Origin of the sequence: Streptococcus oralis (assembly GCF_001075675.1) — a bacterium.
Classification (GTDB): domain Bacteria; phylum Bacillota; class Bacilli; order Lactobacillales; family Streptococcaceae; genus Streptococcus; species Streptococcus oralis_V.
This window is the reverse complement of sequence record NZ_JUNW01000007.1, coordinates 74,750-98,432: the sequence shown is the minus strand read 5'-3', so window position 1 is coordinate 98,432 and position 23,683 is coordinate 74,750. Positions and strand designations below refer to the sequence as shown.

General features: G+C 42.0%; 20 protein-coding genes and 1 pseudogene. 3 read left to right on the top strand and 18 right to left on the bottom strand.

Annotated features, from left to right (window positions below; all coding sequences use genetic code 11):
- Window positions 1-346 precede the first annotated feature (346 nt).
- From ADM50_RS01680 to ADM50_RS01650, 8 genes and pseudogenes are all read right to left on the bottom strand, one after another.
- Window positions 347-640, bottom strand: coding sequence for a helix-turn-helix domain-containing protein (locus ADM50_RS01680; protein WP_049484311.1), 294 nt, complete (start codon window positions 638-640; stop codon window positions 347-349).
- A gap of 187 nt (window positions 641-827) precedes the next feature.
- Complete coding sequence (locus ADM50_RS01675; RefSeq protein WP_049484310.1) at window positions 828-1,193, bottom strand: TIGR02328 family protein; 366 nt, start codon at window positions 1,191-1,193, stop codon at window positions 828-830.
- Window positions 1,177-1,581: a YbgA family protein gene (locus ADM50_RS01670; RefSeq protein ID WP_049484309.1), complete on the bottom strand. Its 405-nt coding sequence runs from the start codon at window positions 1,579-1,581 to the stop codon at window positions 1,177-1,179. Before ADM50_RS01670 ends, ADM50_RS01675 begins: the two co-directional genes overlap by 17 nt.
- 174 nt (window positions 1,582-1,755) lie before the next feature.
- Complete coding sequence (locus ADM50_RS01665; protein ID WP_049484308.1) at window positions 1,756-1,989, bottom strand: hypothetical protein; 234 nt, start codon at window positions 1,987-1,989, stop codon at window positions 1,756-1,758.
- Window positions 1,990-2,218: 229 nt separating this feature from the next.
- Window positions 2,219-3,010: an alpha/beta fold hydrolase gene (locus ADM50_RS01660; RefSeq protein ID WP_049484307.1), complete on the bottom strand. Its 792-nt coding sequence runs from the start codon at window positions 3,008-3,010 to the stop codon at window positions 2,219-2,221.
- A gap of 253 nt (window positions 3,011-3,263) precedes the next feature.
- Window positions 3,264-5,108, bottom strand: coding sequence for a P-loop NTPase fold protein (locus ADM50_RS01655; RefSeq protein ID WP_049484306.1), 1,845 nt, complete (start codon window positions 5,106-5,108; stop codon window positions 3,264-3,266).
- 107 nt (window positions 5,109-5,215) lie between these two features.
- Window positions 5,216-5,314 (bottom strand): annotated as a pseudogene (locus ADM50_RS09795) (DUF6261 family protein); the annotation flags it as partial.
- Between the two features lie 37 nt (window positions 5,315-5,351).
- Window positions 5,352-7,985 (bottom strand): DEAD/DEAH box helicase family protein, encoded by a 2,634-nt coding sequence (locus ADM50_RS01650; RefSeq protein WP_049484305.1) that lies wholly within the window; start codon window positions 7,983-7,985, stop codon window positions 5,352-5,354.
- 132 nt (window positions 7,986-8,117) lie between these two features.
- Here ADM50_RS01650 and ADM50_RS01645 point away from each other — a divergent pair, with 132 nt between their 5' ends.
- A complete protein-coding gene (locus tag ADM50_RS01645; protein ID WP_000076177.1) occupies window positions 8,118-8,735 on the top strand; it encodes a TVP38/TMEM64 family protein in 618 nt (205 codons plus the stop codon).
- Between the two features lie 322 nt (window positions 8,736-9,057).
- Here the strand turns inward: ADM50_RS01645 and scrK are convergent, their stop codons facing one another.
- Window positions 9,058-9,945, bottom strand: coding sequence for a fructokinase ScrK (gene scrK / locus ADM50_RS01640; RefSeq protein ID WP_049484304.1), 888 nt, complete (start codon window positions 9,943-9,945; stop codon window positions 9,058-9,060).
- A 140-nt stretch (window positions 9,946-10,085) separates the two neighbouring features.
- The gene (locus ADM50_RS01635) at window positions 10,086-11,981 is read right to left on the bottom strand and encodes a sucrose-specific PTS transporter subunit IIBC (RefSeq protein ID WP_049484303.1); all 1,896 of its coding nucleotides are present in this window, start codon (window positions 11,979-11,981) and stop codon (window positions 10,086-10,088) included.
- Between the two features lie 383 nt (window positions 11,982-12,364).
- On the opposite strand from ADM50_RS01635, the gene ADM50_RS01630 reads away from it, so the two are divergent.
- Both ADM50_RS01630 and ADM50_RS01625 read left to right on the top strand, forming a co-directional pair.
- A complete protein-coding gene (locus tag ADM50_RS01630) occupies window positions 12,365-13,819 on the top strand; it encodes a sucrose-6-phosphate hydrolase (protein ID WP_049484302.1) in 1,455 nt (484 codons plus the stop codon).
- On the top strand, window positions 13,800-14,765 hold the full coding sequence (locus ADM50_RS01625; protein ID WP_049484301.1) for a LacI family DNA-binding transcriptional regulator: 966 nt from the start codon (window positions 13,800-13,802) through the stop codon (window positions 14,763-14,765). Before ADM50_RS01630 ends, ADM50_RS01625 begins: the two co-directional genes overlap by 20 nt.
- Before the next feature lie 150 nt (window positions 14,766-14,915).
- Here the strand turns inward: ADM50_RS01625 and ADM50_RS01615 are convergent, their stop codons facing one another.
- The 8 genes from ADM50_RS01615 to fmt all read right to left on the bottom strand — a co-directional run bounded on the left by ADM50_RS01615 (window position 14,916) and on the right by fmt (window position 23,679).
- Window positions 14,916-16,190 (bottom strand): hydroxymethylglutaryl-CoA reductase, degradative, encoded by a 1,275-nt coding sequence (locus tag ADM50_RS01615; RefSeq protein WP_049484299.1) that lies wholly within the window; start codon window positions 16,188-16,190, stop codon window positions 14,916-14,918.
- Window positions 16,190-17,362, bottom strand: a complete 1,173-nt coding sequence (locus tag ADM50_RS01610; RefSeq protein WP_049484327.1) for a hydroxymethylglutaryl-CoA synthase — start codon at window positions 17,360-17,362, stop codon at window positions 16,190-16,192. Before ADM50_RS01610 ends, ADM50_RS01615 begins: the two co-directional genes overlap by 1 nt.
- Window positions 17,363-17,480: 118 nt before the next feature.
- Window positions 17,481-17,936, bottom strand: coding sequence for a threonine/serine exporter family protein (locus ADM50_RS01605; protein WP_000176902.1), 456 nt, complete (start codon window positions 17,934-17,936; stop codon window positions 17,481-17,483).
- A 1-nt stretch (window position 17,937) separates the two neighbouring features.
- The gene (locus tag ADM50_RS01600) at window positions 17,938-18,696 is read right to left on the bottom strand and encodes a threonine/serine exporter family protein (protein WP_000344542.1); all 759 of its coding nucleotides are present in this window, start codon (window positions 18,694-18,696) and stop codon (window positions 17,938-17,940) included.
- Window positions 18,697-18,783: 87 nt separating this feature from the next.
- Window positions 18,784-20,685 carry a Stk1 family PASTA domain-containing Ser/Thr kinase gene (pknB, locus tag ADM50_RS01595; RefSeq protein ID WP_049484298.1) on the bottom strand — a complete coding sequence of 634 codons (1,902 nt, stop codon included), beginning with the start codon at window positions 20,683-20,685 and terminating at the stop codon, window positions 18,784-18,786.
- The gene (locus ADM50_RS01590) at window positions 20,682-21,422 is read right to left on the bottom strand and encodes a Stp1/IreP family PP2C-type Ser/Thr phosphatase (RefSeq protein ID WP_000401527.1); all 741 of its coding nucleotides are present in this window, start codon (window positions 21,420-21,422) and stop codon (window positions 20,682-20,684) included. The genes pknB and ADM50_RS01590 overlap by 4 nt, the downstream gene beginning before the upstream one ends.
- Before the next feature lie 15 nt (window positions 21,423-21,437).
- Window positions 21,438-22,751, bottom strand: a complete 1,314-nt coding sequence (gene rsmB / locus ADM50_RS01585) for a 16S rRNA (cytosine(967)-C(5))-methyltransferase RsmB (protein WP_049484326.1) — start codon at window positions 22,749-22,751, stop codon at window positions 21,438-21,440.
- On the bottom strand, window positions 22,744-23,679 hold the full coding sequence (gene fmt, locus ADM50_RS01580) for a methionyl-tRNA formyltransferase (RefSeq protein ID WP_049484297.1): 936 nt from the start codon (window positions 23,677-23,679) through the stop codon (window positions 22,744-22,746). The genes rsmB and fmt overlap by 8 nt, the downstream gene beginning before the upstream one ends.
- Window positions 23,680-23,683 lie beyond the last annotated feature (4 nt).

Genomic DNA, 23,683 nt, shown 5'->3' with positions numbered 1-23,683 from the left:
CCTCCAAAATTTGTTGTTGAAACTATCTTAACAGAAAAGAAACTGTCTGTATAATTGTAAATAATTAGGCTTTGATATAGTTTGAAACTATATCGCTTTTTCGAACAAAAGAAAAAGACTTGAGACCAGTGTCTCAAATCCTTTGTATTGCTTGTTTTATTGCTGTATTTTAGTTAGAATGCTCAAACGAGCTATTGACGATTCTCATCAGTGACTATGGCTTGGTATTAGAAAAGACTATAGGTTAGTTATCCTTTGGTAATTTTGATATTTCCCTTAAAAAGTGCGGACGGGAGGTGAAATTCCCCTGTGGATGCTTTTAGAAATCCAAGGAATTTCATCCCTATCAACCTTTTTCCTGTTCAAGTGGTACGACTGCTAGTGTCTTTCCTAAACTGGCTAAAACTTTTAAGACTGTATCCAACTGAGGACTAGTCTTGCCTGTCTCCATCCTAGCTATGACGGGCTGGCTCACTCCACTAAGTTCTTCTAGCTTTTTCTGGCTGATTCCTTGTTCATGCCTGGCCTCAATCAACTCACTCATGATAGCCACTCGCATATCACTTTCAAGAATTTCCTCCTTGCTAAAGAGTTCAGATCGGATATCTTTCCAATTACTTCCAATGGCACTATTCTTCATCACTTACCCTTCTTTCTTTTATTTCCTTCAGTTCACGCTTGGCTTTTTCAACGATTATAACTCAAAAGTTATTAAAAGTAAATCCTAATACCAATAAAAAGAAGACCTTAGAATCATTCTAAAGGTCTCATTTTTATTATTCGAAAAAATTTTGAGAAGAGTTATAATGTGGAGCTATTCCTGACTCTTACACTAACTCAATGCCTTTCTCACGGAGATTAGCCAGACACTCCTCATAGTATTCTGCATCATGCTCACTATAGATGGGATTGTCCAACTTTTCCTCAGGCAAGTCTTCATAAGCTGGACAAATTTTGCCTCGGTAGTTCTTGTCCAACCATTCTGGACTGACATTGTAGCCACGGTCAGCCATCTCCTCCATGATCAAGAGATGATAGGCGTAGAGACGATAGGGCGAGTGGGTAAAGACATAGTCCACCGTCGCATGCTTTCTACCCCAGCCATTGCCACGCAGGGCGCAGCACTCTCGATGTTGCCCCAAAAGTTGAGGACGGGGAAGTTGTGAAATCAAAGCCTCATGCCAAAGTCTCATGGGAGTCTCCTTTCAGTAAAGTCGAATGTTGCAAGTAGGTATTGGGATAGCGATCAAGCAACTCTCGAGTCTTAGAGATCAAGTCTTCCTTAGAAGCCTGACCATAGCGGTAGCGATCCAGCAAGAGCATATAGTCCTTACGCTCGGCATCTGTCGCTTTCTTTTTGAAATAGCCCCAAATATGCTGAAAGGCATTGCAAACCTGACCTCTATGCTCAGGGATTTGACAGGCACGGTCGATCAGTTCCTGAACATGACTTACCTCCACCACTTCATTCTTCAAGTATTGGCGAATCTCATTGTAAATATTGCTAGAATGACTCAAAACGAGGTATTTGTTTCTAGCCCAGAGTTGTTGGCACTGGGATTTTTGGTTAGTTTGTTCCATGTTTCTCCTTACTTTCTATCAGTTTCCAGGAAATATGGAAACAAAGTTGTATCTTAATTTTTTAAGGAAATGTATTTTCTTTCTATTTTATCATATTTTCACTGCTAAAAATTAACTTTGGTATAACGGTTAAAAATAAGCAATGAATTAGAAAAAATCCCAAATTTTAAAATCCTAATTCCTACGTCTATGTTCTCCATCTATTTCTTCTACAAATTTAAATCCTTTTAATTCCAGTTGCTCAAGTTTCGGACGAATCTTTCTAATAACATCCTCCCTATAATCTTCAAATTCATGAGGAGGTTCAAAAGCGTATTTTTCTATCCAAAGAGTATAGGTCATATTTTCTGGAATTTTATCAAAGTCAAAATAATTTCCACTGTAGAAAGAATCTCTTGGAATTTCCAAAATGATAAAAATTCCTTATCTCCAAAACAATCTATCGCATTTCATATACTGCTATCCCATGACTTAATTTGCCCAAATTTATTAACTACACTGAGATAAGTCAATAGGAAGATTTCTTCTCCTACCTACAGTTCTCGTGCAAGTTTTATAGGTTCTATCTCTTAAAAACTTATAAATTGCTAAGTTCAACAAACTAGGATTTGTCGATTTTACAGTAGTTACAATATCTTTATAGCCATTTATTTATATATTTCCTTATTAAATCATTTACTTCATCAGGATTATCTTGATTTGAATTATGAGCGGCATTTTTAATAATATGTAGTGGGTATCCTTCCCTTTTGTGCCACTCTCTTGTATACTGCGACACTTTACCAACCTTATCGTTCTCCCCAAGTAAAAGTATTACAGGACATTTCAAATTTATTTCATGATTTTCAGGAATAAATGCTGCTTCACCTATCCACATCAAATGGCATAGTTCCCTTTTACTATAGATTGAGAGCATAAGTTTCATACTGTTCTGAGTATACTCAGAAACACCACAACCTTTTGCCATAAAATCTCTTAGCATTTTATCTGGGTATAGTTTACTTAGCCACTCAATCTGGTTTAACCAAAACATATCTGATTTGCTATAATAATTTCCAAAAGGAACGCTATCTATAGAAATAAAACCTATTGCTTGTTCTTGATGTCCTTCTATGTAATATTGAGCTATCATTCCTCCAAGTGATTGCCCAATAAATATTGCCGATTTAACATTCTCTGTTTTTAATATAATTTCCAGTTCTTGCGTCACTAATTTGTAATTAAACGTACTGTATGGTCTGGACTCTCCGTGACATGGGCAATCCCAAACAATAATATTGAAATCCTTTTTAAATTCATCTACTTGTTTATCATATAATCTATGATCAGCTGTCAATCCAGGAAGCATTACAATGCATGGTTTTTCGACATTTTCATTAGTCCAATAATACGTATTTCCTTGTTCCGATTCCACACTTTTTTTAATCATCCTATCTCTCCACAAATTCCAATTTATCTACACTGCTTTAATCTTCTCATTTATCAATTCAATAAATACTATCACAATCACTCCATTAAATAAATATATTATCTTTTCTATTTTATCATATTCCTAGAAAAACCACTTGAACTAGGGAGGACGAGTGGGAGCGAAATTTAACACGAGAAAAGGGTACAAGCATGAAGAATATTACTAAAAGGAGAACATACTAACCAATTATCCTTTAAAACTCATAGATTGCCTACCAGTATTCCCTATCTATTTTCTCCTCAAATGTAAATCCTTTAGCTTCCAATTGCTCAAGTTGCGGCTGAATCTTTTCAATGACAGACCTATTCTTTTTCATTTTATCTTGATTTTCACCCATCATAAGAAAATATTTTTTGTTTCTAGGAACAACATCAAAACAGTAATAACCCAATCCATTTGAAAGAATTCCTTGAAATTCCCAAAATACTAAGAACTCTCTGCCTCCAAACTGCTCCATGGCATCCCAAATACTTCTATTCCAACTTTCAAATTCATTAAATTTTTCAATTGAACTAAGATAGGTCAAGAGAAAGAAATCTTTTCGTCTTAGCTTAGCGAAATTTTCATTATTAATTTCTAAGTTTGAATAGTGACGACCCAAATCATAGAAGGTCAGCACTCTATGTTTTTCCATAAAATAAAGTATCTCAGACGGATCCAAACCTTCTTTTCTCAGAATACTTTCCCAGAAATTCACAATTCTACCTATTATTTCCTCACTTAAAGGACTATTCCTCTCATATCGGGGAATTTCTTCATTTAACTTTTCTGCAACAATATAGTCCATTGCAGGGCTATTATAAGATTTAAGAGATTCCTGTATAGTCATACGTAGTAGTTTAGCTTTCTGATTTTCAGAAAAAGATTTATATTCACTTGAGAGATATTGATAAAAATCAGTCTTATGATTCCCCTCTCTTAGTTCTCTTGATAATTCCTCACTATCTGTCTCAAGTAATGTATCCAATTCCTCTTTTGTACGATTTAGAGATTCTTCATAAAGAAAATAGGCCGAGCTATTCATTTTATAGTTTGGTGGATATTGGTTAAGATTTGATCGTTGAATGTCGGACAGTATTTCTTGTATGCTTCGTCCAAACTTGAAAATCCCTGTAAAACTTGTTTTTTCATCATCCTTAACTTTTATTTCTTCGTTCTTTAATAGTTGTTTATATAATTCAGGATAAAAAAGGTAGGTATAGATAATCCAAAGTTGCTGTTCCTCCTGAACATGTCCTAGTTTCCCCCTTGAAAAGAATTCTTGATTGACATAGTCATTAAAATGATTTCTATCTCGCAAATTTCTATTTTCAAAGCTGAACCTTTTCCAAAAATCATCTGACAATCTCGTACTAAATTTCTTTCCTAGCAACTCAAAATAATCTTGCCAAATATTTGATGGGTGAAGAACAAATGGTAGTTCTATCCGTCTATCAATAATTTTAGAGAGGAAATTATTGTCGTTAAGATGCACTTTCTCAATATCCCCAACAAAAACAATTGGAATCTTGCCATTAAGTAAGCTAAAAATTTTATAACTCTCCTCTTGTTGTTTGTTAGACATTCGATCAAAATCATCAATAACTAATACTTTTCGAGATAATGATAGACATTTAGAAGTTAGTAAACAACTGTAAAAACCATCTGATTTGATTTTAAAAAATTGATAGATTGCTACTAATAAAACAATACTCCCAATAATTAATTTAACACAAAAAGATTCAAAAAAAGAACTTAAACCCAAATCAACTACATTAGTCATTAAGATAGAAACTGCGACACATAAAACTATGAAAATCCTTAAAAGGCTATATACCAACGGGTGTAATTTTGAAAAAACAATCTCAATCGTTGAGCGGTTATCGCTTAATCTCCAAAAGTCTATCGTAACTAATTTTTTATTAGTATTCTTACCAACTTCAACTAGAAATTCTGTTTTTCCAGAACCCCAGTTCCCATTTAAGAAATAAGTTTTATTTTCTTCAAGTAATTTAGCAACATTTTTAGCTGCTACTGAAGTATCAATGTGCTTTAATGTAATAAATCTATCATCCATAGTATTTCTTTCTAAAAAACAAAATATTTCATAGCGCCTACTTTTATAAAAATTATACCACGAATCCACAAAAATCCCCTTAGAAATCCATTTCTAAGGGGTTGTCCTTATCCAGCTACTTGTTCTATTTCTTCTCCTTTAACTTTCTTCTCCTTCTTACTTGAACTAGTCAATCGTCTCTTACTGTCTCTAATTGTGTTTATATTTTAAGAGAATTTACTTATTTATCTCTTGTAAACTCCCCTACTCCAACCGGCTTTTAACCTTCTTCTTAGTCAAGATACGGTCGTTTTTGTTAGAGAGAGCTTGGATACGAGCTTCGAGAAGGATTTTCCGTCCGGCCTCTGTTCGTGTATAGACGAGGTGATAGCGTCCGATAGTTGGCCTCAGAAAGTCAAGGAATTTCCGTGCTTCTTCCTTGCGCTTGTCAAAAAGACTAGGCACGACATAGTAAGGTGACTGACCTTGTCGGACTTTCTCTGCCTTCAAGAGATAGCGCTGGTTGTCCACTGGAGCAAAGAACTCTCCCACAGTCTGCGCAAACAACTCCTTGTCCCTCATGCTTCCTCCCTTGAGATAGGCAAAGACCATGTAATTTTCCTTATTCTCCTCTACCTGAACTCGGGATTGATCATCCGTTAGATGCCCCGAATCTAGCAGAGCCTTTCGGATCTGCTCACCCAGAGATTGCAAACGTTTATAGGGACTCTTATAGCGGAGGTAGCGCCAAGATGCAAAGGCCAAAAATAGGAGACAGGCTGTCGTAAGCCACCAAACACCGATCAATCTCAGTCTAAATAGCAAGACCAACAAATCCACTGCCAACAAGAGCAATGTCATGCGAACCCATTTTAATGCATCAAGCAAGAGCATGACTGGGATCTTCTGTTTTTGGGTTGCGACTTCTGTAACTATCTCAAATTGATCCGCTACGACAAGAGATTCATGCCATTTTTTTCTCAAGCCTGCTCGATCCTTGGAGAGACTCTTAACTCGCTCATTGTACTCACTAATTTGCTTTTTCTTAAAAGGGGGCTTTGGAAAATCCAAACGATCCAAACCGGTCTCAATACTCTCCTGATTATAGGCCAAGCCAAGAAAATGCTCCATCCGTCGCGACAAGGTCTGCAGATCCTGATTGCTCTCTGGTCTAGGCTCCTCACCAGGAAGAGTGATAAGTGCTTGCGCTTGAACGGCTACCAGATGCCAGATGTTGCTGGTCTTTTCTGGATGTCCCGGCCAGATACGAATGGCACGCCCACGCATCTGGTTACTCAGCATAAAGCTCCCCACAAAGCTTCCGAGGATTAGGGAATTAACACAAGGAGCATCCCAACCCTCTCCGAGGAGAGATTTGGTTCCGACTAGGATTTGAATCCGCCCTCGTTGAAAAAGCTCCGTCACTGCCGCCACGATTCCCTTAGCTGAGCTCGGAAAACCAACCTGCACATAATCTTTTGGATCCAAGTGACCAATAGATGAGAAACTAAGAGGAACCTGAGGCAAGAATTCCTTCAACTCTGCTGCCACATCGGTAGGCAAAATAACGACACTACCTGACAAGACAGCCAATGACACAGGTATTTCTTGCTCCTGAGCTTTTCGACGAATGCTTTCAAAATAAGGGAGAACCCCCAACTGAGAAATGGTTGCCTGATTATCTCCCAGATAGGTGGCAAAATCCTTGCGAATATAGTCAGCTAGTACTAACTGTCTCAGTTCCTGACCTAGACTCTCATACTCCGTCAAAAAGATATCGGCAATGGCAGACAACTTCCCTAGAGATTGGGTTAAAAGCTGGTCAGAAGCCTTAGACTTAACCAGATAAACCTGACGTTTTTCCACCAACCCACGCGCCTTCAAGTCAGCCTCTAACTTTTTCCTATATCCATCTGGATCCTCATACCAATCTGGTGTCTGATAGAGTATGCTCTGCAACAGCGTCTCCAACCAGTAGGAGGTCAATGCTGGAAGCTTCTGGGTTCCCAGTAAATTTTGTAAAGAGAGAGGAATCGTTAACCCCTGAGAATGCATATAAATCAACATAGCAGACAAGTACTTGGGATCTTCTAAGAGCAAATCAGATGAAATATCCCCTTTGAGGACCTTAGACCCTGCTACAAATGTTTGAAAATCAGGATCGACTATAAGGTGATGAATATAGTCCCACTTAGTCTCCTCAAACCGTTTGAGACGTTCCGCCTCTTCAGCTGTTGGTGAACACATATAGACAAAATCCTGATGAGGGCAAAGAGTGTCTTCCTTTACTAGTTCAGGTACCGTGATTTCTTGATCGATCTCCCCACACATACGGATATAGCGTTCCCAGAGTTCTGGCTCGCTGTCATAAGGTGGTGTCGCTGTCAGGGAGATGAGTTTCAGCTGTCCATACTGCTTGCGGAAGGCTTCCAGACTTTTCCACCATTCATTGCGCAGGTGGTGGCATTCGTCCAAACAAAGAGTCGCAACTTTCTGAGCTCTTAGGCTTGCAAGCAAATCAAACCCCACAAAATCCTCTGCTTCTCCATCTTCTTGTGATTGCAGTTGGTTCATGGCGCTATGAAAGGCCTGATAGGTCACAATCGTTAATGCCTTCATCTCCTTTAAGTTTTGGGAAACGAGGTCTGAAAGCCTCTGACCATCCTCTAGAAAAGCAGTTTGGATCCTATCTACCCATTGTTCACGAATGGTGACAGTCGGAACTAAGATGAGGGCTGGGTTGCCAAAACGAGCGATTAGCTCGATACCAATGGTTGTCTTTCCAGACCCTGGAGCGGCCACTAGATGAACATGACCGTCTGCTTGATAGTCCTGAAAACAATCCAAGACCTGTTTTTGATATTGGCGCCAGCTTCCTTTAAAGTTTAAACCTAACATGATAACCCTCATTCTATACCGTCATTTTCTTATTCTCATTTTACCACACTTATTTCTCCAGTCAGATAATCCAAATAGTTTTTCTCCACAAAATATGGTATAGTAGAATCATACTATCTATGAGGAGTTTACATGTCACAGGATAAGCAAATGAAAGCTGTTTCTCCCCTTCTACAGCAAGTCATCAATATTTCATCTATCGTGGGGGGAGTCGGCACCTTGATTTTCTGTATTTGGGCCTATCAGGCGGGTGTTTTACAGTCCAAGGAAACCCTATCGGCCTTTATCCAGCAAGCTGGGGTTTGGGGGCCACCACTCTTTATCTTTTTACAGATCCTTCAAACCGTTGTTCCGATCATTCCGGGAGCTTTGACCTCAGTGGCTGGGGTCTTTATTTACGGCCACATCATCGGAACTATCTATAACTATATCGGCATCGTAATTGGCTGTGCCATTATCTTTTACCTCGTGCGTCTCTATGGAGCTGCCTTTGTTCAGTCGGTCGTCAGCAAACGCACCTATGACAAGTATATCGGTTGGCTAGATAAGGGCAATCGTTTCGAGCGGTTCTTTATCTTTATGATGATCTGGCCAGTTAGCCCGGCTGACTTTCTCTGTATGCTGGCTGCCCTCACCAAGATGACCTTCAAGCGCTATATGATTATCATCGTTTTGACCAAGCCCTTTACCCTAGTGGTTTATACTTATGGTTTGACTTATATTATTGATTTCTTCTGGCAGATGTTTTGAGAATAGAAAAATCCGTTTGGTTTCCCAAGCGGACTTTTAGAACATAAATAGAAAATAGCCTGATACTAAATATACTTTGGTATGAAAATCATGCCTATTTTTCGATAGTGAATCGAGGACTTACCTAGCCTTTCCGCCGTGATAAAAACACCTGAAATCTAATGGTTTCAGGTCTTGGGAAACTTTGAGACATTGGGCTCAAAGTTTAGGTATGGAATTTCGAAGAAAGTCGCTACCGTCCGTCATCACTTAAGGAAAGGCTCAAAAAATTGCCTTCAAACAAAATATCCGTTTGGTTGCCCAAGCGGATATTTTCTTTGTTTTATTTTGCGACACTCTTAGCGAGGACAAAGTTCCCAAGTGTGGCAGAACCATTGCCAGCAACAGCTGGAGTCACGATATAGTCACGTACATCTGGAACTGGTAGGTAGCCATTGAGTAGGGCTGTGAATTTCTCACGTACGCGGTCAAGCATATGTTGTTGAGCCATAACCCCACCACCAAAGACGATGACATCTGGACGGAAAGTTACAGTCGCATTCACTGCGGCTTGAGCAATGTAGTAGGCTTGAACATCCCAAACAGAGTTGTTGAGTTCAATGTTTTCCCCACGAACACCTGTACGAGCTTCCAAACTTGGACCAGCTGCATAACCTTCCAAACATCCATTATGGAAAGGACAAACACCATTAAATTCTTTTTCAATATCCATTGGGTGTCTAGCCACATAATAATGACCCATCTCAGGGTGACCAACACCGCCAATAAACTCGCCACGTTGGATAACACCTGCACCGATACCTGTACCGATTGTGTAATAAACCAAGTTTTCGATACGACCGCCGGCATTATTACGAGCAACCACTTCACCGTATGCAGAACTGTTTACGTCTGTCGTAAAATACATAGGCACGTTTAGAGCGCGACGAAGAGCACCAAGCAAGTCGACATTTCCCCAGTTAGGTTTTGGAGTTGTTGTGATAAATCCATAAGTTTTTGAGTTTTTATCGATATCGATTGGACCAAATGAACCAATGGCAAGTCCTGCAAGATTGTCAAATTTTGAGAAGAACTCGATGGTTTTATCGATTGTTTCAATAGGTGTTGTTGTAGGAAATTGTACCTTTTCTACAACGTTATAGTTTTCATCTCCGACAGCACAGACAAATTTTGTACCGCCCGCTTCCAAGCTTCCGTATAGTTTTGTCATGATTAACCTCTTGTATTTATTTTCTTTATTATAGCATATTTCCAGACTGAAAATTGCTCAATATTTTAGATTTTCCTCTGTAAATTTTACCATTCAAGCAAAAACGAACAAACATGACATTTGTTCGTTTTTTTGTTTTATTAAGCTTTAACTTCGATGATTGCGTCACCCTTAGCAACTGATCCAGAAGCAACTGGATTTACTGAAGCAAAGTCTGCAGTGTTTGTTACGATAACCATAGTTGTGTTATCAAGACCTGCAGCAGCAATCTTAGCTGAGTCAAATGTTCCAAGAACATCTCCAGCTTTAACCTTGTCACCTTGGGCAACTTTATGGTTGAAGCCTTCACCGTTCATTGAAACAGTGTCGATACCAACGTGAATTAAGATTTCAGCACCGTTAGCTGTTCTCAATCCATAAGCATGGCCAGTTGGGAAGACGATTGTTACTTCAGCATCAGCTGGTGCATAAACAACATCTTGGCTAGGTTTCACGGCGATACCTTGTCCCATAGCTCCACTTGAGAATACTGGGTCATTCACATTTGAAAGAGCAACAACGTCACCAACGATTGGTGTTTGGATAACACCTTCGCTAGGTGAAACCACAGTACCAGTTACTGCTTCTTCTGTTAAACGGTCAGTTTCAGCTTCAGAAATTGCTCCTGAAACTTCTTCTACTTCATCTTCGTAACCAAACATGTAAGTAAGAGCAAAACCAAGTACAAATGATACAGCTACCATAAGAAGGTATTGTAGAAGTTGTCCGTTACCAATGTAAAGCATTGTACCAGGGATGACTGTGATACCATTACCAGTACCAGCAAGTCCAAGGATAGATGCCAATCCACCACCGATTGCACCAGCAATCAATGAAAGGAAGAATGGTTTACGGAAACGCAAGTTAACCCCGAAGATAGCAGGCTCAGTAATACCTAGGAAGGCAGAAAGAGCAGCTGGGAAAGCAAGTGTTTTAAGTTTAGGATTTTTAGTTTTCACACCAACGGCTACTGTCGCAGCCCCTTGAGCTGTCATCGCTGCAGTGATGATGGCGTTGAATGGGTTAGCATGGTCAGCAGCAAGCAATTGAACTTCAAGCAAGTTGAAGATGTGATGAACACCTGATACGACGATTAATTGGTGAACTCCACCAATCAAGAAACCACCAAGTCCGAATGGCAAGTTAAGAATAGCTTTTGTTCCAATGAGGATGTAACTTTCAACAACGTGGAAGACTGGTCCGATAACAAACAATCCAAGGATTGACATTACAAGGAGTGTTACGAACGGTGTTACCAAGAGGTCAAGTACATCTGGAACAACTTTACGAACAGCTTTTTCAAATTTAGCTCCGACAACCCCGATGATGAAGGCTGGAAGAACTGAACCTTGCAAACCTACAACTGGGATAAATCCGAAGAACTGCATTGCAGTTACTTCACCACCAGAAGCAACAGCCCAGGCATTTGGAAGTGAGTCAGATACGAGCATCATACCAAGGACGATACCAACGGCTGGGTTACCACCGAATACGCGGAAGGTTGACCATACAACCAAACCTGGCAAGATGATGAAGGCTGTATCTGTGAGGATTTGGCTGTAAATGGTAACATCTTCTGGAAGTGTGATTCCAAGAGCGTTCAAGAGACCACGAAGACCCATGAAGAGACCTGTCGCTACGATAACTGGAATGATTGGTACAAAGACGTCACCGAAAGTACGGATAGCACGTTGGAACCAGTTTCCTTGTTTAGCAGCTTCTGCTTTCATATCTTCTTTAGAAGATGTTGGTAAACCAAGTGCAACCACTTCGTCGTACATCTTGTTTACTGTACCAGTCCCAAAGATGATTTGGTATTGGCCTGAGTTAAAGAAAGCCCCTTGAACTTTATCCAAGTTCTCAATCACTTCCTTCTTGATTTTTCCTTCATCTTTGACCATGACACGTAGACGAGTCGCGCAGTGGGCTACACTGTTGACATTTTCACGTCCACCAAGGGCTTCGATGACCTTTTTTGCAATATCCTGATTGTTCATTTGCAAAAATCTCCTTATATAAAATTTTGTAAAGTGTTTGAAAGCGATTTTATCCGCCCTACGACTATTATTTTATCATGTTTCTAAAATATGTCAAGCGTTTTGCAGGATTTTTTATTTCCTTTCTTTTTTCTCTGATTATTTTTGCTCGTTTTTGATGGAAATTCTCTTTTTCCTCAAAAAAATATCTTTAACCTTGAGGAATCAAGGTTTTTATTTACATTTTCTTTCATTTTTTCGTGAAAATTTGTTAGATTTCCTTTGCTTGATTTATGGCAACCGTTTGACATATTTTTCTTTTTTTTAACATAAAAGACTTGCTTTTTTTGCCGAAAACGTTTACTATTAATAATAGAATAGAACTCTTATGGAGGAAAGATAAAATGGAATGGACAACTGAGCGCCGTTATAGACGCTATGAAGACTGGTCTAATGATGAGATCAAGCAAATCAAGGAAAAGATGGCACAATCTCCATGGCATACTCATTACCATGTCGAGCCTAAAATGGGGCTTCTCAATGACCCAAATGGCTTTTCCTATTTTGATGGTAAGTGGATCCTCTTTTACCAAAACTTCCCCTTCGGTGCAGCCCATGGGTTGAAGTCTTGGGTGCAGCTTGAAAGTGATGATTTAGTGCACTTTACAGAAACTGGAGTCAAAGTTTTGCCAGATACTCCATTAGATAGCCACGGGGCCTATTCTGGATCAGCCATGCAGTTTGGCGATCAGTTGTTCCTATTCTATACAGGGAATGTCCGTGATGAAAACTGGATTCGTCACCCATACCAGGTTGGTGCTCTTTTGGGAAAAGATGGCAAGATTACGAAGATTGACAAGGTCTTGATTGACCAGCCAGCAGACTCTACCGACCACTTCCGTGACCCACAAATTTTTAACTTTAAGGGACAATATTATACTATCGTGGGTGGACAGGACTTGGAGAAAAAAGGCTTTGTTCGTCTCTACAAGGCTATTGATAATGACTACACCAACTGGCAAGAGATTGGTGACCTTGACTTTGCTAACGACCGCACTGCCTACATGATGGAATGTCCAAATCTAGTCTTTGCAGGCGAGCAACCTGTCCTTCTCTACTGTCCACAAGGATTGGATAAGGCTGTTCTAGACTATGATAATATCTATCCAAACATGTACAAAATCGGGGCTTCCTTTGATCCTGAAAATGCCAAAATGGTCGATGTGTCTCCATTGCAAAATCTAGACTATGGTTTTGAAGCCTATGCAACTCAAGCCTTCAACGCTCCTGATGGGCGTGCTCTAGCTGTCAGCTGGCTTGGTTTACCAGATGTAGCTTACCCATCTGATCGTTTTGACCACCAAGGAACCTTTTCATTGGTCAAGGAACTCACTATCAAAGATGGCAAACTCTACCAATACCCTGTCGCAGCCATCAAAGAACTTCGTTCTTCTGAAGAGGTCTTCTCAAATCGTACTCAAACCAATAACACCTATGAACTCGAACTCAATTTGGAGGCCAACAGCCAAAGCGAGATTGTCTTGCTCGCTGATAAAGAAGGCAAGGGGCTTTCAATCAACTTTGACCTTGTCAATGGACAGGTGACAGTGGATCGTAGTCAGGCTGGTCAACAGTACGCCCAAGAATTTGGTACGACACGTTCTTGCCCTATCAATAACCAAGCTACTACTGCTACTATCTTCATCGACAAGTCGGTCTTTGAAATTTTCATCAATAAAGGAGAAAAAGTATTTTCTGGTCGTGTCTTCCCACATGCGGGCCAAAATGGTATCCTGATCAAGTCTGGAAACCCAACTGGAACTTACTATGAATTAGATTATGGTCGCAAAACTAACTGATGTCGCAAAACTTGCAGGCGTCAGCCCCACTACCGTCTCACGGGTCATCAATAAAAAGGGTTATCTATCTGAGAAAACCATTCAAAAGGTCAATGAAGCCATGCGAGAATTGGGTTATAAACCCAACAATCTGGCTCGAAGCCTCCAAGGAAAATCTGCCAAGTTGATTGGACTCATTTTCCCAAACATCAGTCATGTCTTTTATGCGGAGTTGATTGACAAGTTGGAACACCAACTCTTCAAGAATGGCTACAAGACCATCATCTGTAACAGCGAACATGACTCTGAAAAAGAACGGGAGTACATTGAAATGCTGGAGGCCAACCAGGTCGATGGTATCATTTCTGGAAGTCACAACTTGGGAATCGAAGACTACAATCGCGTGACAGCACCGATCATTTCCTTTGACCGAAACTTGTCTCCAGACATCCCTGTCGTCTCCTCTGATAACTACGGTGGCGGGGTCCTCGCAGCCCAAACCTTGGTCAAGACAGGCGCTCGGTCTATCATCATGATTACAGGAAATGACAATTCCAACTCACCGACTGGACTGCGCCATGCTGGATTTGCCTCTGTACTCCCAAAAGCGCCTATTATCAATGTTTCGAGTGACTTTTCTCCCGTCCGAAAAGAAATGGAAATCAAGAATATCTTGACCCATCAGAAACCAGATGCGATTTTTGCTTCGGATGATTTGACAGCTATTCTAGTGATCAAAATCGCTCAAGAGCTGGGAATTTCTGTTCCTGATGAGCTCAAGGTCATCGGCTATGATGGAACTTACTTTATCGAGAACTACTATCCTCACCTGACAACGATTAAGCAACCTATGAAAGAGATTGCCCAACTCACTGTCGATCTCCTCTTGCAGAAGATTGAAGGCAAGGAAGTAGCGACAACTGGTTACTTCTTACCCGTCACCCTATTACCAGGAAAAAGTATTTAATACTCTTCGAAAATCTCTTTAAACCATGTCAGCTTCCATCTGCAACCTCAAAACAGTGTTTTGAGCAGCCTGCGGCTAGTTTCCTAGTTTGCTTTTGGATTTTCATTGAGTATAAACACAAGAAAACTCAGACGAATTCGTCTGAGTTTTTTATGATCGTAAACTTTTCAGATAGCGCTGGGCTGTCTCTAAGTTAAAGGTTTTATCTGCGATGAGGCGCTCAACGAGGGGAGCTACCTCGGACTCACTAGCACCTGCTAGGAGAGCTAAGGATTTGGCCTGTAATTTCATGTGGCCTTGCTGGATGCCCGTACTGACCAAGGCTTTGAGGGCCGCAAAGTTTTGGGCAAGACCGATGGACACGATAATCTGAGCTAATTCCTTAGCTGAAGGATTTCCCAGTAGTTCATGACTGAGGGCTACACGTGGGTTGAGTCCGATTGAGCCACCCTTGGTCGCTACCGGCATGGGTAGTGTCATCTCACCGACCAATTCTTCTCTTTCCATGTCCAGCGTCCATTGACTGAGACCTTGATAGCGTCCATCTCGACTGGCAAAGGCATGGGCCCCAGCTTCGATGGCACGCCAGTCATTACCCGTGGCGATTAAAATGGCATCGATACCGTTAAAAATCCCTTTATTATGAGTAGCTGCTCGGTAAGGATCAGCCTGCGCAAGCTGGCTAGCCAAGGCTATTTTCTCCGCAATTTCTCGTCCTTGGTCCCTTTGGGGACTCAAGTAGCGAAAGGCGATACGACAACTTGCAGTCACCAGAGAATCGGTTGCGTAGTTGGACAAAATTCCCATGAGACTCTGTCCTTGACTGAGTTCTTCTAAGACTGCCTTCAAGGCTTCCAGCATGGTGTTGAGCATATTGGCTCCCATAGCTTCCTGGGTATCGACATGGAGATAGACAACGAGAAAGTCTGTTTCACCTTTGATCTGCTCTACATGTAAATCACGCGCCCCGCCTCCACGTTTGACGATAGAAGGATAGGCTTGATTGGCAAGTTCCAAGAGTTCGGCTTTCTTGCTGGAAATCTTCTCTTGCGCTTTTTCAGGTTCAGCAACTTGATAAAGGGCTACCTGACCAATCATCTGGCGCTCATGTACTTGAGCAGTAAAGCCACCTGCTCGCTTGATGATTTTACTAGCATAGCTAGCCGCAGCAACCACAGACGGTTCTTCTGTCACATAGGGAACTGTGTAGCCCTGACCATTCACCACAAGCTCTGGAATGATGGAATAAGGTAGAGAAAAAGTTCCCACTACATTCTCACTCAGCTGGTCTGCAACTGCCAAGCTGACTTGTTCATCCTGCTCGAGACTCGTTTGCTTTTCAGGACTAAGGAGCGCCTGAGCTTTCAGTAACTCAAGGCGCTCATGGTATGATTTTTTAGAAAATCCATTCCAACTTATCTTCATTATTTTTCAACCTTGCTATAACGGCGTTGGTGGTCGATAATTTCAACCAAGGCATAGTCTTGATGTTCATAGTCTGCAAATTGAGCTGAGCCAGACTCATCCAACTGCAATTCTTCGAAGAAGACTTTTTCATAGTCTGCAACTGACAATGCTGTACGTTGCTTGAGTTTGCTCAAGCGGTCCTTATCAAGGTAAGCTTCATAGTCTTCGACCAATTCACCACTAAAGAACTCTGAAACCGCTCCACTTCCGTAACTGTAGAGGGCAATTTTATCTCCAGCCTTCAAAGTCTCTGCATTTTCCAAAAGAGAAAGGAGGCCGAGGAAGAGGGAACCTGTATAGATATTCCCAATCATCTGACTGTAGAGAATGGACTTGTCAAAGTTCTCTTGCAAACTATCCTTTTTTTCTTTAGACAAAGTTTTGTCCATCATCTTGCGCAAGCCTTTTAGGGCCAACTTAGGATAAGGCAAGTGGAAACAGATAGCCGCAAAGTCATCCATCGTCCAATCATAGCGTTTCTTATATTCATCCCAAGTCGTTGTCAGGCAATCAAGATACTGTTGGGTCGAGTACATGCCGTTTACATAAGGAGTGCTTGAGTAGTTCGGACGCCAGAAATCCATGATGTCGCGCGTTTGAGCAACGTTATCATTGTTAAAGGCCATGATGCGTGGATTTTGAGTGATTAGCATCGCTACACTTCCAGCACCCTGAGTTGGTTCACCTGGAGTTCCTACACCATACTTGGCAATATCACTGGCAATGACCAAAACCTTAGACTCTGGAGAATTTTCCACATGCAATTTAGCATAATGAAGGGCAGCTGTCGCTCCATAGCAGGCTTCTTTGATTTCAAAGCTACGGGCGAAAGGCTGAATGCCTAATAGGCCATGAACAAAGACTGCCGCTGCCTTACTCTGGTCAATTCCTGACTCGGTCGCCACAATGACCATGTCGATTTCTTCTTTTTCTTTATCTGTGAGGATAGAGTTGCTTGCACTAGCTGCCAAGGTAACAATGTCCTCAGTCAGTGGCGCAATACTAATTTCATTTAACAAGAGTCCCTTGCTAAATTTTTCGGGGTCAACTCCCCTCACTTCTGCTAAGTCTTGTAATTTCAAGACATATTGACTGGTCGCAAAACCAATCTTATCAATACCGATTGTCATATTTACCTCTGTTTTTTCATTCATTGTAAAAAATCGTTTCATTCTATTTTATCACAAATAGGGACAAAAGAGAGAAAAAAGACTTGATTCAACAAATCAAGTCTTTGCTTTGACTGCATTAGGAAGAGATTCCTCGTTGTTTTCGGATGTAGTAGTAAAGCTTTAGAATTACCGTTCCACTTGCCATTCCAATAGAAATAACGAGGGCTAACATAACTACCAAAGTCGCGCTTGCAATAGCATGACTGTAATCGCCTGTCACAAAGAAAGCTGTCGTTCGATAGGATAAATAACCTGGCACCAAGGGGGCAAGAATAGCCAAGACAAAGACCACCGCTGGTGTCTTGTAGACAATACTTAAAATCTGGCTGATGCAAGAGCCAATTACTGCTGCGATAAAGGTCGCAATAATAACATTGGTTGGTTCTTTGAGCACGAGATAGAGGAGCCAAACGCCCATTCCCAAAATACCACCAGGTAGGAGCATGGAGCGTTGAACATTCAGTACGATTAGAAAGGTGATGATGGCGAGTAAACTCGCCACTGCTTGGAGCAAAATACTTGTTAGAGTCATCTTAAGTCATCAAAACCAGGGCGACAGAGGTGCCGGCCCCTAAAGCGAGGGTAATGAGCAAAGATTCAAACATCTTGCTCATACCAGAGTTGATATGGTTGGTCATGATATCCCGTACCGCATTTGTCAGAGCAATCCCTGGAACAAAGGGCATGACCGCTCCTGCTATAATCAGGTCTGCCGTCGAAGGAAATCCTGTATAGCGGGCCCAGAACTGGGCGATCAATCCGAAAACAAAGGCACCCGCAAAGGCCGTTACAAAAGGAATGCGGACAAACTTCTCTACGTAGAGAGAGAAGGCAAATCCAAATAAGGTCGCAATAGCCGCGCCAAAAGCGTCATAGACATTGCCCCCAAACATAATCGAGAAGAAAGGGGCACTGAGGGTCGCTGCCACAGTCACTTGGAACTTGGTATAAGGAAGGGCTTGATTGCCGATTTCTTTCAGCTTTTTAAAGGCTGTCGAGAGATCAATCTGCCCTCCGACAAGCTCCCGTGATACTTGGTTGACATCACAGACTTTTTCAATGTTATAAGAGGACGAGGTCACCCGTTTCATCCGAGAAATATTGGTGTTTTCGATAGAAAAAAAAATAGCTGCGGGCATGGCAAGAACATTGCAATCCATTATTCCCTGCGAATGGGCAATACGGATCATAGTATCCTCAACCCGATGAATCTCTGAGCCACTTTTCAGGAGAATGGTTCCTGCTAGCATAATCACATCAATGACGGCATTCAACTCTCTCGATTCGTCCATTTTCTCCTCCTTTTTTCTACTCCCTATATTTTATCACAAAATCTTGTGAAAAAAAATCTTTGTCATGAAATCATGACAAAGATTCGTTTAATCTCGAGAACTTTCGTGAGTTCCTTCACTATTGGATGAACTGCTAGAAGGAGTGTTCCCTTGTTGATTTCCTTGTTGGTTCCCCTGGTTTGGACTTGTAGGAGAACCCTGGTTCCCACGTTGGGCAGGATTAGAGGATGAAGTTGACGGTGGTGTTTTTGGTTTGTAGATGGAAAGTTTGATACGCGTACTTGCAAGATCAACCTGTTCTCCTGCTCTTGGCGTTTGATTTACAACAGTTCCTTCTGCCGTTCCTTCAGGAGCAGTCGATACTTCTACAACCTCAATATTTGCTTCCTTCACACCGACAATCTGAGTCAAGTTATTCTTTGTAAACTCGAGACTTGAACCGATGTAGTTCGGCATGCTGACACTAGTCACCTTCTTAGCTACTGTTAAGGTAATCGTAGTGGCTTTTGAGAGATCATAAGTCGAACCCGAAGCAGGAGTCTGTCTGAGGACGGTTCCAGGTTCGCTTTCGCTGGATTCTTCCTCTTCCATCTTAATTAGATTTTCAGGAACCTTCTTCTCCTTGAGTTCGGCTACGACTTCCGTATACTTACGTCCGACGTAATTGCTCAATTGGAAGGATTGCTTACCAGAAGAAACAATCAAATTGACCTTGGTTCCTTCTTTTCGGCTGCTACCAGCTTCTGGATCCGTTCGAATAACACGTCCCTCTGCTACTGTATCGCTGGCTTCTGACTTTTCTTCACCGGCTTCAAACTTGGATTTTTTCAGAGCTTCCTTAGCCTCTGCAACGGTTTGTCCAGCTACGTCAGGAATAGCAATCGTTGCTGGTGTTCTTGCCAAAATCCAGACCAAAGAGGCTGCAACCAATAGAAGACTAGCTAAAAGAATCATATAGCGAGCCTTAAACTTCCGTTTCTTGGCAGGCTTTGGCGCTGGAGCAGGCTCTGCCACTGGTTGAGTTGGTTTCTTTGGCTGAGGGCGTTCTTCTTGCGCCGGAGCTTTTGGAATCGATGTCAGTGTACTTTGTGGAACTTTAGGCAAAGTCTTAGTATCTGCCTTACTCGCATCGTCAAAGACCAGTTTCGGTTCATTGCGACGATTATAAGACAAGCTAGTTGACAAGTCCACATACATTTCAGAAACAGACTGATAACGGTCTGATAGCTTCTTAGCAGTTGCCTTGATGACAACATTTTCTAAAGCCTGAGGGACAGATGGGTTTTCAGCTATGACGGACGGAAGTGGCTTCTGGAAATGCTGGAGGGCAATCGTAACCGCGCTATCCCCATCATAAGGGATATGTCCCGTCAGCATTTCATAGAAGATAATCCCCATTGCATAGATATCACTCTGGAAGGTCGCTTTAGAACCACGCGCTTGCTCAGGTGACAAATAATGAACAGAGCCTAACATTGAGTTTGTCTGGGTCAGACTGGTCTCTGCAAAGGCTACGGCAATCCCAAAGTCCGTGACCTTAGCTGTGCCGTCAGGTGTCAAGAGGATATTTTGAGGTTTCAAATCCCGGTGAACGATTCCTCGAGTATGGGCTAAGCGCATGGCCAAGAGGATTTGCCCCATAATCCGAACTGCTTCTTCATTTGAAAGAGGATAGTGTTCTTTGATATAACGCTTGAGGTCAAGGCCTGCTACGTATTCCATAGCCAGGTACTGTTGACCATCTTCCTCACCAATATCTGTTATCCGAACGATATGAGGATGGTCCAGATCCGCCATGGCTCTCGCTTCACGTTGGAAACGTGCCACAGCAATTGGGTCTGTCTGGTAGTTAGTCCTCAGGACCTTCACTGCCACTTCTTCCCCGTCTAGGATCAAATCCTTGGCCAAGTAAACATCTGCCATGCCTCCTCGACCAATCTGCTTGACAATCCGATACCGCCCGGCAAAAATCTTGCCGATTTGGATCATTCTGCTGCCTCCTCGTTCATGTAAACAAGGGCAACCGTAATGTTGTCTAAACCTCCTGCATTGTTAGCGAAGCGAATGAGGGTTGCCGCCTTGTCTGCTAGGGAAATATCACTGGTTACGATATCATAAATCTCGCTTGCCGAAATCATATTGGTCAAACCATCACTATTGAGCAAGAGATAATCTCCTGACTCCAGTGTAATCATCCCAAAATCTGGCTGGATTTCATCTTTTTGTCCGATAGACTGGGTGATGATATTCTTTTGAGGGTGAGTTTCTGCTTCTTCTGGAGTCAATTGACCAGCCTTGAGCAATTCATTGACCAAAGAATGGTCACTTGTCAACTGGTGGTATTCTTCTCCACGAATCAAACCGATACGAGAATCTCCAATGTGAGCATAGATGGCTTGGTTGTCAATAAACGCAACAGCTTCTAGCGTTGTTCCCATACCTCTGTAGGCTTCGTCCTGACCTAGTTGATGAATTTTTTGATTTTCAATCTCCAGGTAGTGGGCAAACCACTCACGAACTTCATTGACTGAGTCAATTTGAGTATCCACCCAAGCCACACCAAGGTCTGTTACCGCCATCTCACTAGCGATATTTCCTGCACGGTGTCCTCCCATCCCGTCAGCCAAGATGATCATAGTGCGTCCTGCTCGGTTGACAAAGTGATTGACATAGTCCTGATTATTTGTCCGTTTCTGACCAACATCTGTTAATAATGCTATTTCCATTGTGTCAGTTCCTTCCTATTCTGATATCTTGCGAAATTGGCTGATAAAGAATCCATCACTTCCATACAATTCAGGAGTAATCAGGATGCAGCCATTTTTCAGGATATCTTTACATTCGTGTTCTAGTTTAACCTGCTCGAACTCGGGATGACTTTCTAAAAATGCTTCAACAACTTGAAAGTTCTCCTCAGAGACAATAGTACAGGTACTATACGTTATTATACCACCTTTACGTAGTGTTTGACAAACACTACCTAATATTTCCAGCTGAATTTCCTGTAAGGACGTGAAATCTGCTGTTTCTTTATTGTATTTGATGTCTGGTTTGCGACGTAAAAGTCCAATCCCAGAACAGGGAGCATCTACCAAAATCTTATCAAAAGAATCCCGACCGAAAAACTCATGAACCTTTCTGGCATCCAATTTTTGCGTTTGCACTCGTTCTGCCACACCTAAACGCTCCGCATTTTCTTGGATCAAGTCCAACTTATGGTCATACAAGTCCAGAGCAGTTACCTGACCTGTAGCGAGATAAGAAGCTATATGAGCTGTTTTTCCACCCGGAGCGGCACAGGCATCCAGGACCTGCTCATCGCCTTGTAGATCAAGAGTCGGAGCAACCAGTTGACTGGACTCGTCTTGGATGGTTATAGCCCCTTCTGCGAACAAATCATGTCCTGCAAAGTGGCCTTGCTCCTTGACCAGACCAGTGGCCGCTAAAGGGGAATTGGTCGCCTCTAACAAAGCTTTGATTTCCTCTTTTCGGCTCAAGTTGGTCACCCGAATACTGGCTTTGTTGCGCACCAAGAGACTTTTAAAGATGGCTTGTGCTCGCTCTTCATCGTATTCTTCCTTAAGTTTAGATACTAGCCAAACTGGGAGAGAATAGGCAATGGAATCACGCTTATTTTTTCGCTTAATGCTGTCAATATCTGGCCAACCTTCTCGCAAGATACGACGAAGGACGGCGTTGACCAATTTTTCACTGCCTTTTTTACGGGCTTTGGCTAACTCTACCGCTTCATTAACAACAGCGTGATTAGGAATCTTATCTAGATACCGAAGTTGGTAGGCGCTCAGAAGGAGCAGGATATAGAGCCAGTTATCTAGCTTATCTCTGTCTTGGATAAAGTGGGACAGGTACCATTCCAGGGTGAGTTTTCGGGCTACCGTTCCGTAGACAATCTCTGTCACCAAGCCCTTGTCTGCTGCTGAAAGTTGACTCCCCTTGAGGTGTTTGTTTAAGGCAATATTGGAATATGCTTGGTTAACCAAAACATCCCCTAGCACTGCTAGAGCTAGATTTCTAGCCGTTTCTACTTTAGTCACCAAATCGTTCTCCTACAGTCAATGTCCGTCCCACTCCGTTGAGGAAGGAAGCAATGTCCATCTTAGGTTTCCCAGCTGGCTGCACTTGCTTGAGAGACAGAGCTCCTTCAGCCGTTGCGACAATCAATTCCTTCTTGCCGATTGAGAGGATCTCACCTGGAGCTCCCTGACCTTCTACAGGTAGGGCTTCATAGATTTTAAAGCGATCGCCCTTGAGAAAAGTATGGGCAACAGGCCATGGATTCATCCCTCTGATTTGGTTGAAGAGTTGACGGTTAGTCTTATTCCAGTCCAATTTTTCTTCCTCTGGTTTGATATTTGGCGAGAAAGTGACCTGGCTTGGGTCCTGAGGCACAGGTTTGATCTCCCCGGCAATATAGGCAGGCAGGGTGTCCAAAAGCAAGTCACGACCAACAATCGCTAATTTTTCAAACAAGGTCCCGACATTGTCCTCATCAGTGATAGGAATACTGCGACGAGAAATCATATCCCCTGCATCCATTTCCTTGACCATCTCCATAATGGTCACACCAGCTTCCTCATCCCCTTGAATCAAGGCATAATGAATGGGTGCACCACCACGGTGTTTTGGAAGAAGGGAAGCGTGAACGTTGACCGCAAAATCCATGCTATCAAGAAGTTTGCTTGGGAGAAACTGCCCAAAAGCAGCAGTGATAATCCCATCTGCTCCTAGCTTCATAATAGCTTCCATCTCTGGACTTCCAGATAATTTTTCAGGCTGGTAGATAGGAAGGCCTGCTTCTTTGGCAGCCTGCTTGACTGGGGTTTCTTGGATTACTTTTTTACGGCCGACAGCGCGGTCTGGCTGGGTCACAACAGCTAGAATCTCATAACGATTATCTGACAACAACCCCTTCAAAACTGTCGCTGAAAAATTGGGAGTTCCCATAAAGATTAGTTTTGTCATTTCT